The 15,784-nt window shown below is 32.2% G+C and carries 18 protein-coding genes; 8 read left to right on the top strand and 10 right to left on the bottom strand.

The annotated features are described in order from the left end of the window. Nucleotides 1–53 precede the first annotated feature (53 nt). The 4 genes from Q0050_RS11085 to Q0050_RS11070 form a co-directional block, all read right to left on the bottom strand. Nucleotides 54–2,477, bottom strand: a complete 2,424-nt coding sequence (locus tag Q0050_RS11085) for a M20/M25/M40 family metallo-hydrolase (protein ID WP_298395569.1) — start codon at nt 2,475–2,477, stop codon at nt 54–56. A gap of 101 nt (nt 2,478–2,578) precedes the next feature. Further along, nucleotides 2,579–2,929, bottom strand: coding sequence for a hypothetical protein (locus Q0050_RS11080; RefSeq protein WP_298308789.1), 351 nt, complete (start codon nt 2,927–2,929; stop codon nt 2,579–2,581). A 91-nt stretch (nt 2,930–3,020) separates the two neighbouring features. Beyond that, the gene (locus Q0050_RS11075) at nt 3,021–3,365 is read right to left on the bottom strand and encodes a hypothetical protein (protein WP_298395567.1); all 345 of its coding nucleotides are present in this window, start codon (nt 3,363–3,365) and stop codon (nt 3,021–3,023) included. A 33-nt stretch (nt 3,366–3,398) separates the two neighbouring features. Beyond that, nucleotides 3,399–3,938 (bottom strand): hypothetical protein, encoded by a 540-nt coding sequence (locus Q0050_RS11070; RefSeq protein WP_298395564.1) that lies wholly within the window; start codon nt 3,936–3,938, stop codon nt 3,399–3,401. Nucleotides 3,939–4,272: 334 nt separating this feature from the next. Between Q0050_RS11070 and Q0050_RS11065 the strand changes: the two genes are divergently transcribed. The 4 genes from Q0050_RS11065 (at nt 4,273) to Q0050_RS11050 (ending at nt 6,166) form a co-directional block, all read left to right on the top strand. Continuing rightward, entirely contained in the window at nt 4,273–4,596 is a 324-nt protein-coding gene (locus Q0050_RS11065) for a single-stranded DNA-binding protein (RefSeq protein ID WP_298395562.1), read from the top strand. Between the two features lie 105 nt (nt 4,597–4,701). Further along, entirely contained in the window at nt 4,702–5,034 is a 333-nt protein-coding gene (locus Q0050_RS11060) for a single-stranded DNA-binding protein (RefSeq protein WP_298395559.1), read from the top strand. Between the two features lie 22 nt (nt 5,035–5,056). Next, nucleotides 5,057–5,503, top strand: a complete 447-nt coding sequence (locus Q0050_RS11055) for an HRDC domain-containing protein (RefSeq protein ID WP_298395556.1) — start codon at nt 5,057–5,059, stop codon at nt 5,501–5,503. 189 nt (nt 5,504–5,692) lie between these two features. After that, complete coding sequence (locus Q0050_RS11050; RefSeq protein WP_298395554.1) at nt 5,693–6,166, top strand: hypothetical protein; 474 nt, start codon at nt 5,693–5,695, stop codon at nt 6,164–6,166. On the opposite strand, the gene Q0050_RS11045 is transcribed toward Q0050_RS11050, so the two are convergent. The 4 genes from Q0050_RS11045 to metG form a co-directional block, all read right to left on the bottom strand. Continuing rightward, nucleotides 6,163–7,062 carry a histone deacetylase gene (locus Q0050_RS11045; protein ID WP_298395551.1) on the bottom strand — a complete coding sequence of 300 codons (900 nt, stop codon included), beginning with the start codon at nt 7,060–7,062 and terminating at the stop codon, nt 6,163–6,165. The two genes, Q0050_RS11050 and Q0050_RS11045, sit on opposite strands and share 4 nt — an antisense overlap. Next, a complete protein-coding gene (locus Q0050_RS11040) occupies nt 7,062–7,685 on the bottom strand; it encodes a chloramphenicol acetyltransferase (RefSeq protein WP_298395548.1) in 624 nt (207 codons plus the stop codon). The genes Q0050_RS11045 and Q0050_RS11040 overlap by 1 nt, the downstream gene beginning before the upstream one ends. Before the next feature lie 87 nt (nt 7,686–7,772). Further along, on the bottom strand, nt 7,773–8,462 hold the full coding sequence (locus Q0050_RS11035) for an HAD family hydrolase (protein WP_298395545.1): 690 nt from the start codon (nt 8,460–8,462) through the stop codon (nt 7,773–7,775). Between the two features lie 78 nt (nt 8,463–8,540). Then, nucleotides 8,541–10,625, bottom strand: coding sequence for a methionine--tRNA ligase (metG, locus tag Q0050_RS11030; protein ID WP_298395542.1), 2,085 nt, complete (start codon nt 10,623–10,625; stop codon nt 8,541–8,543). A gap of 147 nt (nt 10,626–10,772) precedes the next feature. Here metG and Q0050_RS11025 point away from each other — a divergent pair, with 147 nt between their 5' ends. The 4 genes from Q0050_RS11025 to Q0050_RS11010 all read left to right on the top strand — a co-directional run bounded on the left by Q0050_RS11025 (nt 10,773) and on the right by Q0050_RS11010 (nt 15,104). Next, nucleotides 10,773–11,375 (top strand): hypothetical protein, encoded by a 603-nt coding sequence (locus Q0050_RS11025; protein WP_298395539.1) that lies wholly within the window; start codon nt 10,773–10,775, stop codon nt 11,373–11,375. A 94-nt stretch (nt 11,376–11,469) separates the two neighbouring features. Next, nucleotides 11,470–12,363, top strand: a complete 894-nt coding sequence (locus tag Q0050_RS11020; protein ID WP_298395536.1) for an LD-carboxypeptidase — start codon at nt 11,470–11,472, stop codon at nt 12,361–12,363. A 76-nt stretch (nt 12,364–12,439) separates the two neighbouring features. Next, a complete protein-coding gene (locus Q0050_RS11015) occupies nt 12,440–12,799 on the top strand; it encodes a YraN family protein (protein ID WP_298395533.1) in 360 nt (119 codons plus the stop codon). A gap of 94 nt (nt 12,800–12,893) precedes the next feature. Next, nucleotides 12,894–15,104 (top strand): M12 family metallo-peptidase, encoded by a 2,211-nt coding sequence (locus Q0050_RS11010; RefSeq protein ID WP_298395532.1) that lies wholly within the window; start codon nt 12,894–12,896, stop codon nt 15,102–15,104. Between the two features lie 122 nt (nt 15,105–15,226). On the opposite strand, the gene Q0050_RS11005 is transcribed toward Q0050_RS11010, so the two are convergent. Both Q0050_RS11005 and Q0050_RS11000 read right to left on the bottom strand, forming a co-directional pair. Further along, complete coding sequence (locus tag Q0050_RS11005) at nt 15,227–15,529, bottom strand: type II toxin-antitoxin system RelE/ParE family toxin (protein WP_298395530.1); 303 nt, start codon at nt 15,527–15,529, stop codon at nt 15,227–15,229. Continuing rightward, entirely contained in the window at nt 15,519–15,752 is a 234-nt protein-coding gene (locus Q0050_RS11000; RefSeq protein ID WP_298395527.1) for a hypothetical protein, read from the bottom strand. Before Q0050_RS11000 ends, Q0050_RS11005 begins: the two co-directional genes overlap by 11 nt. Nucleotides 15,753–15,784: the final 32 nt, after the last annotated feature.

Below are 15,784 nucleotides of genomic sequence, written 5' to 3'. Positions count from 1 at the left end.
GCAAAGGCGCAAAGGCGCAAAGTTTTTTGTCAGTGAAAATCTGTTTAATCCGTTTAATCTGTGGCAGTTTTTTTTAAAGTATCAACAGCAATATTTCGATAAACACGTTTAAGCAAAGGTTTCGGATTATCTTCTAAAATCGGACTCGCTTTTACTTTTCCTTTTACCACAACTGCATCGGTTAAAACAAATGGCGTCGGAATCATCCAATCGCGTCTTTTTGCCATACTGAATGCTGGATTGGTCATCAAATCGAATGAACTTTCTACAAAATTCATATCCAATTTATCGCTATTCGAAATCGAAAATTCTAATTCCAAAGGTAAATTATCAACCACATAATAACTCAAAATCTTATTGCTTATTTTACCCGAAATTTTACTTTCTAAATCAATCGATTTTACTCCATTGGCTCTCAGATTGTTGATTTTTGTATCGGAGAAAATATCATATCGGTTTACTGTTCTATTTGGCGAAAGCTTAATTTTCAAATAACGTTTCGTTCCAATTACAGAATCTTTCAGGAATTCAATAGTTGGTGTTACAATATTTTTCAATGGTGCATCACTCATAAAAGTAAATTCTGAACCATATTTGCTATACAATTTATTTGTATTTAATGATTTGGCATCTTTCGGGTTTTCGCCCAAATAACCTTTTGTCCATTCATCTAAATTGGTATCATAAGTTGCCCAATTCGCTCTATTAGAATCGGCATTTAAAACATAAACCAAACTATTAGGTTTTGCTTTTCCATAAACATAACCGCTCGATTGATGTGCCTTTATAAAGAAACCTAATGCTAGTAAAACGAATAACGTTGCCCAGAGTTTCTTTTGTGTAAACGAACCAAAAATTGGTAATAGTAAAACAAAACTCAAAACCGTTAAAACCGAACTTCCTATCAATATTTTCAATCCCAAACCAATTGGAAACATTTGAATAAATGGCGCCAAGATTATCAAAGTTGGGAGTGCTAAAATTAGATTTAGTACCGAATTTGTTTTCTGTGTAATCACATAATAACCCAACATAAATGTGCTAGAAATTACCGGAATTATTAAAAATCCTGCGCCTTGAAGTTTTAAGAAAATTCCAATATTTAATAATAACCAAATAAATAATGGAGCAATCATCTGATTCATTTCCAAATATTTTTTTGCGGTTTTTCCGTAAAATAAAAAGCAAAATGCTAACGTCAAACATACAAATCCATAGATGTAATCGTGACCATTATAAGTAAATCCGTGAAGAATGTCATTGTATTGTGGATAAACGGCAAGCAAAATTCGCCATCCCAAAAAAGTAATTCCACCACTAATAATTAACGAACCTAATAGCGGAATAAATCCTTTTATAATTTCATCTAATCGTAAAAGTTGTTTTCCTAAACCTATAAAAATGAAGATTAAAAACAGTCCAAATGCAATAATCAACATCGGCAAAATCCATTCAAAAGGATAACTCACAAATGAAAATGGAATAGAAAAATAAACTTTATCGTTTTTAGAATTTAAGTTGGTCAAATCAGTATTAGAAAAATGTTTCAACAACGGAAACAAATACGTTCCTTGATGTGCTAAGGTTTTTGGATCTAAATGTTCGTATTTATCTTGCGAAGTATGATAATCAAAATGATCGTCAATAAAGGCAAAATTAAATCCTTGAATTTTACCACTTTCTCTAAAAACCGTTAAATCGGTATCATTGGGCAACATTTTATAAATGCTATACATCAACGAATTCGAAACCGGATAGCGCAATTTTCCATCAGAAAAACCATCTACCATTTTGGCATTTCCTTCGTTGGTTTCCATAAGCATATAACTTGGTCCGCCACTGCCACGAGCTTCAAAATTCAACACCAAACCTACTTCTTTCGCCCATTGATGTTGCGTTACAAAAAGTGCTGCGCCATTCAATCCCAATTCCTCAGCGTCAGAAAATAAAATGATGATGTCGTTTTTATGTTTTGTTTTTGTGTGTAAAAAAGCACGAACACTTTCAAGAATAGTCGCTACACCAGATGCATCATCACTTGCGCCGTGAGAATAAGAATGTGGCGCCGAATCATAATGAGAAAGTAACAACAATGCCTTCGATTTTTCTGTCACACTAAGCGTGTCATCCTGAGCGCCGTCGATGGACGAAGTGCTTTTAATTCGCGCTAATATATTTTTAGATTTTACCAAAGTACCTTTTTCGGTCATTGTAAAACCTTCTTGAAGCGATGTTTGCAATCCTAAATTTTGTAATTCTTTGACCAAGTATTGCGCAACTACTTCGTGATTTTGTGAACCCACATAATGTGGTTTAGTAGTCATTTCTTTCACTTTTACCAAAGCACGTTTGGTCGAAAATTCCGAAAGTGGTGCTTCGGTTGTGTCATAACTTTGAGGCATCATAAAATAAAAAATGCCAAACAATAACGCCACAAGCACTAACATTATATATAGAGAAGAGTAGTTTTTTTTCATTTACACTGAACTTATTTTTAATATTTTTTTAACCCGAAACTCGCAACTGTCACACTTGAGCTAGCTTGCGCTGAGTTTATCGAAGTGAAGTGCGCAACTTTTTAATATTCCTTCTTCACCAACATATAAAAATCATTTTCCAAGAAACGGTAACCTTGATCGTACACAAAGTAATAGGTATTTCCGGTGTTGGTATTTAAAATATTCGTAAAATAATCAAAGTCAAATCCTTTACTCAACAATTTGGTCTTCGTAATTTTTGATTTTCCTTCGGTATTAGCTTCACTTAAGATGCGGTAATTTTTACGCAATTTGTTGTTTACATTGCGCATGTAATTGTTGCTGTCTTTGTTAATTTTGTTGTTGTATGCATTTCGGCAACCATCGCTGCAGAACTTTTTGTCCTCACGACCAACAATTTTTTCGTTACATTCTAAACAGTTTTTACTCATAGTTTTAAATGTTTTAAGGAGCGAATGGCTCGAGCATTTTTGGTTTCCATTTTCCTGCTTTTCGTTCTACTTCGTGCCACTGCAATCAGGGCTAGATTGGTTTTGTATTGTTTTCTTGTTCAAGAATTAAACGATTTATTTTGTAAATAATTAATTCCGTTTTCTTTATGTCACAGTTTGTAAGAACAATATCTTTAAAACCATTTTTAAAATTTATTCTCAATACATCCGATTTTGAATCTTGCCAAAACCCAATGATAACTTCAACAATTTTATCAAAAAGAGACAAACTTCTAATCAATTCCAAATGTACTATTGAGTTTAATTTTACCACGCAATTATCTTTAATGTAATCCTCATTTCTAATTACAAGATGTCTATTTTCAACATAAAATTCAAAAAGTGGTTTTTTTCTAATTATTTTATCGTCGTTCATTTTTTGATATTAATTCTTTTAAAATCAGTCAATTTACAAAAATACTCTTTTGTCATATTTTTTAGCAGCTTTTAAAGTGTCCAAACATCTTTTAAAATCTGGGTTCTTTTTCAAAACCAACATTAAATCATTTCTAAATAATAAAATATTTTTTTCCTGTTGATTTAAGTTGTCTAGAGATTTGTATTCTCCATTCAATATTATAAAAAAAGATTTTTTAACACCGTTATGATAAATATAAAATGAGTCGCCAAAACTTGGCATTATGACCGGTTTATCTGATTCAGAAACGAAGTAGTCTCCTTTTAAAGTGTCGATAAAATTTTTAAATAGTATACTGGTAATTTCATTTTCTTCTGATTTACTTAGCTTAATCGTATCTGAGAATTTATAGAAATCTATTTTAAACTTTCTATTTGACAATTCAAATTCATAATCGGTATGCAGAAATTTAATATTATATTTTTTCAAACTATCTGATGAGAATTTTCTTTGAATAACTTTTCCTTCTTCTTTTCTCTGACAGTTTGTAAGAAAAATAGTGATTACTAAGATTATATAAAATTTCTTCATATTAATGAGTTTATTTGGTTGCACATAACTTTGATAAAATCTGTATTAGCAACTATCACATAATTATTTTCAACATAAAACTCAAAAAGTGGGTTTTTTCTAATTATTTTATCGTTGTTCATTATTTGATATTAATTCTTTTAAAATCAGTCAAATATAATAAAAAATTTCCGTTTACAAACGTTTACAAATATTTACAACCGATTTTAAATGGTAATCAACCGAATAAAGTTTGCAAGCCGCCACAACTTTGCATCGTCGAAATGAGAAACTGATAACTCACAACCGACAACAGATAACTTAATAAATAATAACAATTTAAATTTTACACGCCATGAGAAACAAAGTACAATTAATCGGAAATGTAGGTCAAGAACCAGAAATCAAAACTTTTGAAGGAGGAAAAAAAGTAGCCAACCTTACCATCGCTACTAATGAAGTTTATTACAAAGAAAACGGTGATAAAGTTGAAAACACCGAATGGCACCGAGTAAGTGCTTGGGGAAAAACAGCCGACATAATCGAAAAGTATGTAACTAAAGGAAAGGAAATCGCCATTGAAGGTAAACTTACCCACAGAAGCTATGACGATAAAGACGGAAACAAGCGTTACATAACAGAAGTAATGGTAAACGAACTTGTTTTAATGAGCAAATAGTTTCAATATCAAAATTCAATTGCAATATCAATTTCAAAAAAGCAATTACAATTTCAAATCCAGAATAATTTTCAAATAACAAAAACAATTAAAAATTTACACGCCATGAATGCAATTAAAAACAAAGTACAATTAATCGGACACGTAGGACAAGAACCAGAAATCAAAACCTTTGATGGAGGAAAGAAAGTAGCTAATATCACTATTGCTACCAACGAGAGTTACACTAATACTAAAGGTGAAATGGTCGAGAATACCGAATGGCATAGAATTACCGCTTGGGGAAAAGTAGCTGACATTATTGAGAAATATGTTATCAAAGGTAAAGAAATCGCTATTGAGGGAAAACTAACGCACAGAAGTTATGACGACAAAGAAGGAAACAAGCGTTACATCACTGAAATTGTTGCCAACGAGTTATTGCTTTTAGGTAAATAGTCTAACGTAAAAAAGTGTCACGATGAACATCAAAGTATTTAATATTCGTTTAGATAAAGAAAATTGCCAGCAGGATCAAACACGTATGAATGCGTTTTTAGATTCGGTAGAGGTAAAGCTTACTTCAACCAATTTTGTAACCACAGGAACAACAGATTTTTGGTCGGCAGTAGTTTTCTATGAACTGAAAAAAGGTGATTCAAAAGCTACAAGCGATGCAAAACCTACTGAAGTTATAGAACTTAATGCACAAGAGAACGAAATCTTCACAGCCTTGAAAGAATGGCGCAATGATTTAGCTCAAAAATTAGGTTGGTCGTCTTTTAGAATTTGTCACAATTCACATTTGATTTCTATTATTAAATCGAAACCACAAAATTTAGACGAACTTAAAACAGTAAAAGGTTTTGGAGCATCGAGAACCTTAAATTATGGAGATGATATCTTATCGGTATTGAATGCTTTTTGAGAAAATTAATTGAACTTTAAACAAAGCGATGGAAGTAAAAACTCTGTCGCTTTTTTTAATTTATGTAGATGCAATGCTACAAAAAGCCATAAGTTTTTAACACGAAAACGTTTTCGATAGGATATAAATTAGTAACATTATGTTTTTTTAATATCTTTATTAAATAATCATTAATCTTTTATAACAGCAATGTTTCCTAACAAGCAAATTCTTTTTTTATTGGTGTTTGGATTTTATTTCCACAGCGGATTATCCCAAGTTGGAATTAATACCACGACTCCATTAAGTACGCTTGATATTAACGGAAATTTGAACGTAAAGGAAATAGGAATTATTAATTCAAATGTTGCAGGTTCAGCTATCTTCAATGGTGGTCCAGCAGGAAGCGCAACACCAATAAATGATGGTGTTTATATCTCACTAACACCAAATTCTGGAAGTCAACAATTTATATTGCCTAATGCTGCAAATGTTCCAGGACGAATATATGTGTTACGTAATATTTCAAACTCAGTAACCGCTCAAATATATTCCTTTGGTGGAAACTTTTTTGCCAAAGATTCGAGTACATTGACTGCTTCACCATTAAATATGCCACCCAATTCTTTACTAAAAACAGTGATTGTTATTAGTGATGGTCAGAATTGGACTTATTTTTTCTAGAAAATATAATTTGCAACACGATAGGTATTGGCGTGTGCTTCAATTATTGTTTTGATTTCAGGAGAATAACCGCCGCCCATACTTACTTGCACAGGAATTTGATATTTTTCGCAGTTGCTAAAAACAATTTCGTCTCTAGTTTTGCATCCTTTTAAAGTGCAGCTTAATTTTCCTAGTTTATCAGTTTCTAAGATATCGACACCTGCCAAATAAAATATGAAATCGGGTTTTACTTTATCAATTAATTCAGGAATCGTTTTCGAAATTATGTTTAAATATTCAGCATCAGTGGTTCCATCTTCAAAAGCTATGTCTAAGTCAGATATCTCTTTTTTAAACGGATAATTTGTTTTGCCGTGCGTAGAAAATGTATAAACCGAATCATTATTTGAAAAAATTTCGGCAGTTCCATTTCCTTGATGTACATCTAAATCAATAATTAATATTTTTTTAGCTAAATTTTTATGGAGTAAATAGTGTGCTGCAATAGCTTGATCATTTAGTAAACAAAAGGCTTCACCACGATTAGAGAAAGCGTGATGCGTGCCACCAGCAATATTGAAAGCAACTCTTTTTTCGAATGCTTTTTCGCAACCTATTATCGTTCCGTTTGCAATTCTTAATTCTCGTTCAACTAATTCTTTAGAAAGTGGAAATCCTATTTTTCTTGCTGCTCTTGGGTCAAGAGTTAAGTTTAATAAATCATTTACATAGTCAACGGTATGAACTTTTAAAACGTGTTCTAAGTCACAAATTTCTGGTTCAAAAAAATCTTCGGGTGAAGCCGTTGCCTCGTGCAAAAGTTGCTGAGGTAAAAGATCATATTTTTCCATAGGAAATCGATGACCATCAGGTAAAGGGTGCTTAAAAATGGGATGAAACGCAATAGGAAACATTAGGAATTAAGTTCTTTTTGAATGAATTCTATAAATTCACCCACGTGATATCCGTCCATCAATCCGTGGTGCACGTGTACAGACATTGCCATCGTTTTTTTTCCGTTTTCATCCATCATTTTTCCAAAAGATATTTTCGGACAACTATCGGGCCAAGTGAAACTTCGAGCGTGTGAAAATGAAGTAAAATTAATCCAAGGTAAAGCCGAAAAATGAATTAGATTTTCAGAAAATTCTCTTGTAAAAAGTCCTGTTGTAGTTTGAATTCTGGCGATTTCTTCTTTAGTGTTTTTGGCAAATATTTCAAGATTACTATCAAATATTATCTGTGAAAATCCGAAGGTTTTGTCATCTCGCAAGATGGTTGAAGATACATCAATCCTATCAAAAATATAAACTTCGTTATCAATTATTCGATATCTGAAAGGTTCGATGGCATTGACAGCAACTAAAGTTTTGTGCAAATAATAGGTAAAAAATGAAACATTTAACGCTTTGCTTTTTGCATAAGCTTGGGTGCAATCTAGATTTACAGTTATTCCAAAAAACGGTTCCTCCATTTGTTTAAAAAACAAAAAATGTTCTTTACGATTCCAGGTTTCTAGGTTTAGTTTTTGTTTCATTTATGCTGAATTTATTTCAGTATTTTTCAGACACGAATTGCACGCATTAGCACGAATTGTATGTTAATTAATTACACGAATGCTGAATTATTTTAAAAGAATCGGTAAAACATCGGTGATTTTTTCAAGTGATTTGAAGTTATCATGTTCTATTTCAAAATCAATTTTTTCATATTCCCATGTAGTGTGATAGGCAATGTGATAACCGTGTCCGCCAATATTTAAGACAGGCAAAACATCTGATTTTAAAGAATTTCCAATCATTATAAAATCTTCTGGTTTGGTATCTAAACGCAGCAGCATTTTTTCATAATCTATTTCTTTTTTATCACTCATTACTTCAATATGGTGAAAATAATGTCCAATTCCAGAATCGTGCAATTTTCTATGTTGGTCTTTTAAATCGCCTTTGGTTGCTACAACAAGTTTGTATTTTCCTTTTAATTGTTGCAAAACATCTTCCACATCGGGCAAAAGCTCTACCGGTTTTTGCAATAAATCTCTACCAATATCAGTGATTTTTTTTATGCTATGTCCTGTTATCTGTTCGTTGGTCAATTCTAAAGCAGCATCAATCATAGAAAGTGTAAATGCTTTAATTCCAAATCCATACAAAGGCAGATTTCTCACTTGATGCTTTAAAATCAGTTGCAAAACTTCTTGTTTAGAAGCATAGTCTGCAAAAAGCTCACAGAATTTGGCTTGCGCTTCGTCAAAGTAAGGTTCGTTGTGCCAAAGGGTATCATCGGCATCGAAAGCGATTATTTTTGGGTTCATTATTTTTTATTTGACCGCAAAGTCGCAAATTACTCTAATCAAAATTCAGATAAAATTTGCGAATTCGCGGTGATATTTTTACGAAATCAAAGCTCCATTTTCAACTCCATCAGCGCCTGCACTGGGTGATGTCGAAGTGTCTGGGTTTACGAAAACCAATTTACCTTCTGCATTGTTGGTCATCAAAATCATACCTTGACTTTCAACGCCACGCAATGCTCTTGGTGCTAAATTCACTAAAACCGTTACACGTTTTCCAACCACTTCTTCTGGCGAGAAATGTTCTGCAATTCCTGAAACGATTGTTCTCACATCAATTCCGGTATCTACTTTTAAAACTAAAAGTTTGTTGGCTTTTGGCATTTTTTCAGCTTCCAAAATTGTTCCAACACGTAAATCTAATTTGGAGAAATCTTCAAATGTTGACGTTTCTTTTTGTGGTTCTACAACTTGATTTTCCATAACATTGGCTTTTTTTGTCGCTTCTAATTTGTCTATTTGTTTTTGAATTTCGGCATCTTCTATTTGAGCAAATAAAATTTCGGCAGCACCAATTTGATGTCCTGCAGCAATTAAATCGGTTCTTTCAGAAACATCATTCCAACTCAAATTCAAATCGGTTTTTAGAATTCCTGATAATTTGCAAGAAGTAAACGGTAAGAATGGTTCTGATAAAATTCTCAAAGCCGCTGCAATTTGCAAAGCAACATACATTTGTGTTTTTACTCGCTCTGGATTTTCTTTTACCATTTTCCAAGGTTCTTCGTCGGCTAAATATTTATTTCCTAAACGAGCAACATTCATCAATTCACCTTGCGCTTCTCTAAATCTAAAACGTTCAATTGACGATGAAATTACTGCAGGATAAGCTTTTAATTCGGCTAAAGTTTGTAAATCAACTTCACTAAAATCATTTGGCGTCGGAACAAATCCGTCGTAGTATTTATTAGTTAAAACCACCACACGGTTAATGAAATTCCCTAAAATTGAAGCCAATTCATTGTTATTTCTCGCCTGAAAATCTTTCCATGTAAAATCGTTGTCTTTAGTTTCTGGCGCGTTTGATGTCAATGCGTAGCGCAAAGAATCTTGTTTGTCAGGAAAATCAAGTAAATACTCGTGCAACCAAACCGCCCAATTTTTAGACGTAGAAAGTTTGTTTCCTTCTAAATTTAAGAATTCATTGGCAGGAACATTATCTGGCAGAATAAAACTTCCTTCAGCTTTTAACATTGCTGGAAAAATAATGCAATGAAAAACGATGTTGTCTTTACCAATAAAATGAACCAATTTGGTATCTTCTTTTTTCCAATAATCTTCCCAGTTTTTTCCTTCTCTTGCAGCCCATTCTTTGGTTGCCGAAATGTAGCCAATTGGAGCATCGAACCACACATAAAGTTTTTTTCCGTCTGCACCTTCAACCGGAACGTCAATTCCCCAATCTAAATCTCTGGTTACCGCACGAGGTTTTAATCCGTCGTCTAACCACGATTTAACTTGACCAAGGACATTGGTTTTCCAATCTTTGGCGTGACCTTCTAAAATCCACTTTTGTAAAAAAGCTTGGTATCTGTCTAGTGGTAAAAACCAATGTTTAGTCGATTTTAATACAGGTGTTTCTCCAGTAATTGTTGATTTTGGATTGATTAAATCGGTTGCATTTAAAGTTGAGCCACATTTTTCGCATTGATCGCCATAAGCTTCTTCGTTCCCACATTTTGGGCAAGTTCCTATAACAAATCTATCTGCAAGAAATTGGTCGGCTTTGGCATCATATAATTGTTCCGTTACTTCTTCTATAAAATCGTTGTTATCGTAAAGTTTTCTAAAAAATTCTTGTGCCGTATCGTGGTGAATTTTAGAGGATGTTCTTGAATAATTATCAAATGATATTCCAAAATCAATAAACGATTGGCGGATAATTCCGTCGTATTTATCAATCACTTGTTGTGGTGTGATGCCTTCTTTTTTGGCTTTCATTGATATTGCTACGCCGTGTTCATCGCTTCCGCAAATGAATGCGACGTCTTTTCCTTGCAAACGCAAATAACGAGCATAAATATCAGAAGGAACATAAACACCAGCCAAATGACCTATATGAATTGGACCATTAGTATAAGGCAACGCTGCAGTAATGGTATATCTTTTTGGATTTTCTAACATCTTAAAATTATTAATTTGTTTCTGAATCAAGTTCAGAATAAGTGCAAAAATAAGTATTTTTTAGCAGAGACAACTAGGGACTTTTATCTACTTGTTAATTTGCTTAAATAATTTGGGTTTAATTTTCTATTTTTGATCAAAAAACAGATGAAAAAGGTTTTATTATTTTTTGTTTTTACCTCAATTATGGTAGTAAATAGTTTTGCTCAAAAAGTAAAAACTAATCCTATAGTGTTTGCTGAAATTTTGGGTGGCTATTCCAATGGAAGTTCTAAGGGATTTACGGAAGGCGGCACATTAAATTTTCAAAAGAATCAGTATTTGTTAACTTATCGATATCTTGAAGTTACTGAAAAGAGAAAAGAAGGTAGGATTTTATTTGTTCCTGTATATGATGAAGTTGCAATATTAAAAGAGCAAGCGCTTATGCTCGGTAAACGAATTATTGAAGATAATTTATCGTATAGTTTTTCTGCAGGTATTTCATATATTGATCGAGAGTTTTTAGTTGATGATAGTAATGGAGTTTTAAAGTATGACAACGTTCAAAGTATTGGTTTTCCATTTGAATTGAATATTAAATGGTTTAATTCAAGTAAAAAAAAATACCGTATTTATGAATTGATTCCGATTGGAAAACCAACAAGTTTGTCAAACAGTATTGGTTTTAAGTTTTATGGTGATATTTCCAAAACATCATTTGTAGGATTAGGACTTACTTTTGGATTAGGATGGCATAAAAATTATTAGATTTGCCTAAAGATTTAAAATTTTAATGAAGAAACTTAGTAATATAATAATAGTTACAATTTTATTTGTTTCGAATATTCAAGCACAAAAAAAGATGATATTTCCACCTAATTTAAAAAAAGGCGATACTATTGCCATTGTTGCAACAGCGCGTAAAAATATTGAAGATAATTTAAAACCAGCGATTTCGTGGTTGAAAAATTGGGGTTTAGAAGTTGTAATAGGTTCTTCCATTGGTCTTGACCATAACCAACTTGCAGGAACTGATGAGCAACGTGCAGCCGATTTTCAGACACAGCTAGATAATCCTAATATCAAAGCCATTTGGTGCGTTCGTGGTGGTTATGGAACGGTTAGGATGATTGATTTACTTGATTTCACAAAATTTAAACAATCTCCAAAATGGATTATTGGTTTTAGCGATGTAACCGTTTTGCACAGTCATCTAAATACTATGGGTTTTGCATCGATTCACGGAATTATGCCTGTAAGTGCTAAAGCATCGGAAGAAGCTAAAGAAACCTTGCGTAAATCGCTTTTTGGTGAACATTTAGAATACACTATTCCGTGTGAAACTATGAATCGTTACGGAACAGCCAAAGGTGAATTGGTTGGCGGTAATTTATCAATTTTATACAGTTTATTTGGTTCGCCATCGGCAATTGATTGCAGTGATAAAATTCTTTTTATTGAAGATTTAGATGAATATTTATATCACATTGACAGAATGATGATCAATTTAAAACGCAATGGTTGTCTTGAAAGTTTGAAAGGAATTATTGTTGGTGGAATGACTAAGATGAAAGACAATGAAATTCCGTGGGGAAAAAACGCTTTAGAAATTATTCAAGATATTACTAAAAACTACAATATTCCTATTATATATAATTTTCCTGCTGGGCATTTGGCAGATAATCGCGCTTTGATTTTTGGGAAACAAGTTACAATGGAAGTAAACGATTTAGAAAGTAAAGTGGTTTTTGAATAACGAATTAAAATTAACAATTTTTTATTTTTGAAGTAATTCTAAAATCAAAAATCGTTAATCAACAATCAACAATCCTATGGCCGATCACAATGATTTAGGAAAACTGGGAGAAGAAACAGCTGTAGCTTACTTACAGGAAAACAACTATGATATTCTAGAACAAAATTGGACGTTTCAAAAAGCCGAAATTGACATAATTGCTCAAAAAGGTAGTATTTTGGCTATAGTTGAAGTAAAAACTAGATCATCAATTGAGTTTGGGTTGCCGCAAGATTTTGTTAAGCCCAAAAAAATCCAATTGTTGGTCAAAGCCGTAAATGAATATGTGATTTCCAATGATTTAGATGTAGAAGTTCGATTTGATATTATTTCGGTTTATAAAGAAAACGAAGCGTTAAAAATTGAACATCTTAAAGATGCGTTTTATTATTTTTAAATTAAACAATTTATAAAAAAACACATTTATTTTACTAAAATTATGTAAGTATTACATTTTTATTAACTTTACAACATTAATTTATCAATAGACTATGAAAAAAATCTTTACAATCGCCTCATTGTTTAGTTTTGTTTTCTTATTTGCTCAAAATGAAGTTGCAAAAAAGATTCAAGAATTAGAAACATCACGAGTTGTTTTTAGACCATTATCGGTTTTAACAGCCACTTCAGAAAAACCAAATGAGAATCTAAATAATATCGTAACAGATGCAACGTTAGCAACAATTAAAACTACTGTTGTTAATGATATTGTTGCCAATAAATATGAATTTATTGAATTATCTATTCCTTACAACGGGTCGATAGTTAAAATGGATTTGTACAAGGTAAACCTTTATGCAGAAGGCTTTCACATTGATACTGATAAGTCTAAAAACATTGCGTATAATCCTGGCGTTCATTATCGAGGCATTGTTAAAGGAGATTACAATTCAGTTGCCTCTTTTAATTTCTTTCCTAATGAATTTAATGGAGTAGCGTCAAATGATGCATTAAATAACCTTGTAGTAGGTAAATTTGAAAAAGTAGGAAATGTTACCGATTATATAGTATATTCTGATTCAAAAATGCAAGTTGGTAGCGGTTTCGAATGTTCTTTTAAAGATGACGAATCACTTCATGCGGATGAACCAGTAGTTGGAAATAGAGACAATAACAGTGTTAGATGCGTAACAATGTACTTCGAAGTTGATTACAATTTGTTCACTTCTAATAATAGTAATACCACTACAACAACCAATTGGATGACTTCCGTTTTTAATAATGTACAGTCTTTATATGCAGTTGATGGTATAACCATAGCATTGAAATCAATGTTTATTTGGACAACTCCAGATCCATATGATGGAATCGGAACGTCTTCATCGGCTTATTTATATAAATTTAACGAGGTTAGACCAATTTTTGATGGCGATTTAGGACATTTAGTAGGTATCGATCCAGGAGGTTTGGGTGGAGTAGCCGTAGGTATTAATGGTTTGTGTTCACAAAATAATTTTTGTTATTCGGATGTGAACTTTGCCTATACAGGAGCAACACCGCCAGCAATTCCAGTTTATTCTTGGACGGTTCAAGTAATTACGCACGAATTCGGACATTTATTGGGTTCACGTCACACACATTCTTGTGCGTGGAACGGAAACAACACAGCGATTGATAATTGTGCTTCTCAAGCACAAGGTTCATCAGCAGAAGGTTATTCTTGCAGAACAACTCCTTTAACAATTCCTTCTTCTACTGCCAAAGGTACCATAATGAGTTATTGTCATTTAGTAAATGGTGTTGGAATTAAATTCAGTAACGGATTTGGTCCTCAACCTAAAAACGCCATCCTGAATGCAGTAAATAACGGTCCTTGTTTGAGTACAGATTGTATTAACACTTGTATAAATACAGTTTCATCGATATCAATTAATAATATTGGAACAGACACTGCAACTATTAGTTGGATTGATTCTGGAACTTTTACTGCTTGGAAACTTAGAGTATATCCTTTTGGAGCAACTCCAGGAAGTTGGATTTCTGTTACAACAAATAATTATGTAGTTAACGGATTAAATCCTAATTCTTATTACGTTGCCGAAATTAGTCCGAGTTGTACATCAGGTTTAGAAATTGGCGGAAGAGAATTAATATTTGTAACTGCAGCTAATTTCTGTAATGGAATTGTATTCACAGATTCTGGTGGCGCAACAGGTGATTATACTAATATGGAAACTGTAGTAAGAACTATTATTCCTGATGTTGCTAATAATAATATCGTACTTACGTTTTCAGCATTTTCATTAGAGCTAGATTACGATTACCTGTATGTTTACGATGGAAATTCAACTGCAGCAACATTATTGAATCCAGGAGGTTCAACAGGTAACAACATTCCTGGTCCGTTTGTTTCGTCTGCTGCTGATGGTTCGTTAACCGTTAAGTTTTATTCTGACCAAGGAGTTATTGATTCAGGATTCATTGCTACAATATCTTGTTCACCAAATTTAAACACAGCTAGTAATAATTATATTGATTTCAGCTACTATCCAAATCCATCTAATGGAAAGGTTACGATAAATTCGAAAACAGCTATCAATCACATTCAAGTATACAATGTTACCGGACAATTATTGTTAGATAACAATTTGAATGAAACTAGTACTAACGTTGATATATCAGCATTTGCTCAAGGAACTTATTTCTTTAAATTGAAGTTTGATGGTGATAAAGAAGCCAATTTCAAAGTAGTTAGAAAATAAAAATAGCTTATCAAGTAAAAAAACAAAACCATCTAGACTTTAGATGGTTTTTGTTTTTATATTCTGTTGATCAGTTCTAGTGCTTTATTGATGCGTTCAAATTATTCATATTGTGACAAATCTTAAAAAGCATTCTTAATTTTAGTTGGAATATCTTCTTTTGAATTCCAAAATGCTATAATATAAACTTCATTCGTGTCAAACAAATAGTAAATTCCATAAGGGAATTTTGTTAACCAAATGACACGAATTGTTTTGTATTTAAATTGAAAACTTTCAGGATTTGTGAAAATCTTTATAAAACAGCTACGAATTTCTTTTTCAAGTTTTTTAGCGATAGATTTATTAATGTCAGAATAATACGCAATTACTTCTTCAATTTCTATTGCAGCAGTAGATTTAATAATGAGTTTTTTATAACTCATATTTTGATTTTAAATTATCTAAGAATTCAAAAGCATCACTATTAGAATCATTTTTTTGATTGTGATTTTCTAATCTTTTTTCTAACTCACTTTTTTGGTTTTGAGTTAGATTTAATGGTTCAATCTCAGCTAAGACAAACGACTTCACTTTTTTTAAAAGCGAAATATCATTAATGTTTTGAAGTAAATCAAAAAGTATCGATTTTTCCGTTTGAATGCTCATTTTTATATATTTACAAGCAAAGATATAGATTT

The organism is Flavobacterium sp. (assembly GCF_027483985.1).
Taxonomy (GTDB): Bacteria; Bacteroidota; Bacteroidia; order Flavobacteriales; family Flavobacteriaceae; genus Flavobacterium.
The sequence above is the reverse complement of the archived record's forward strand: the minus strand, read 5'-3'. Positions and strand labels throughout refer to the sequence as shown.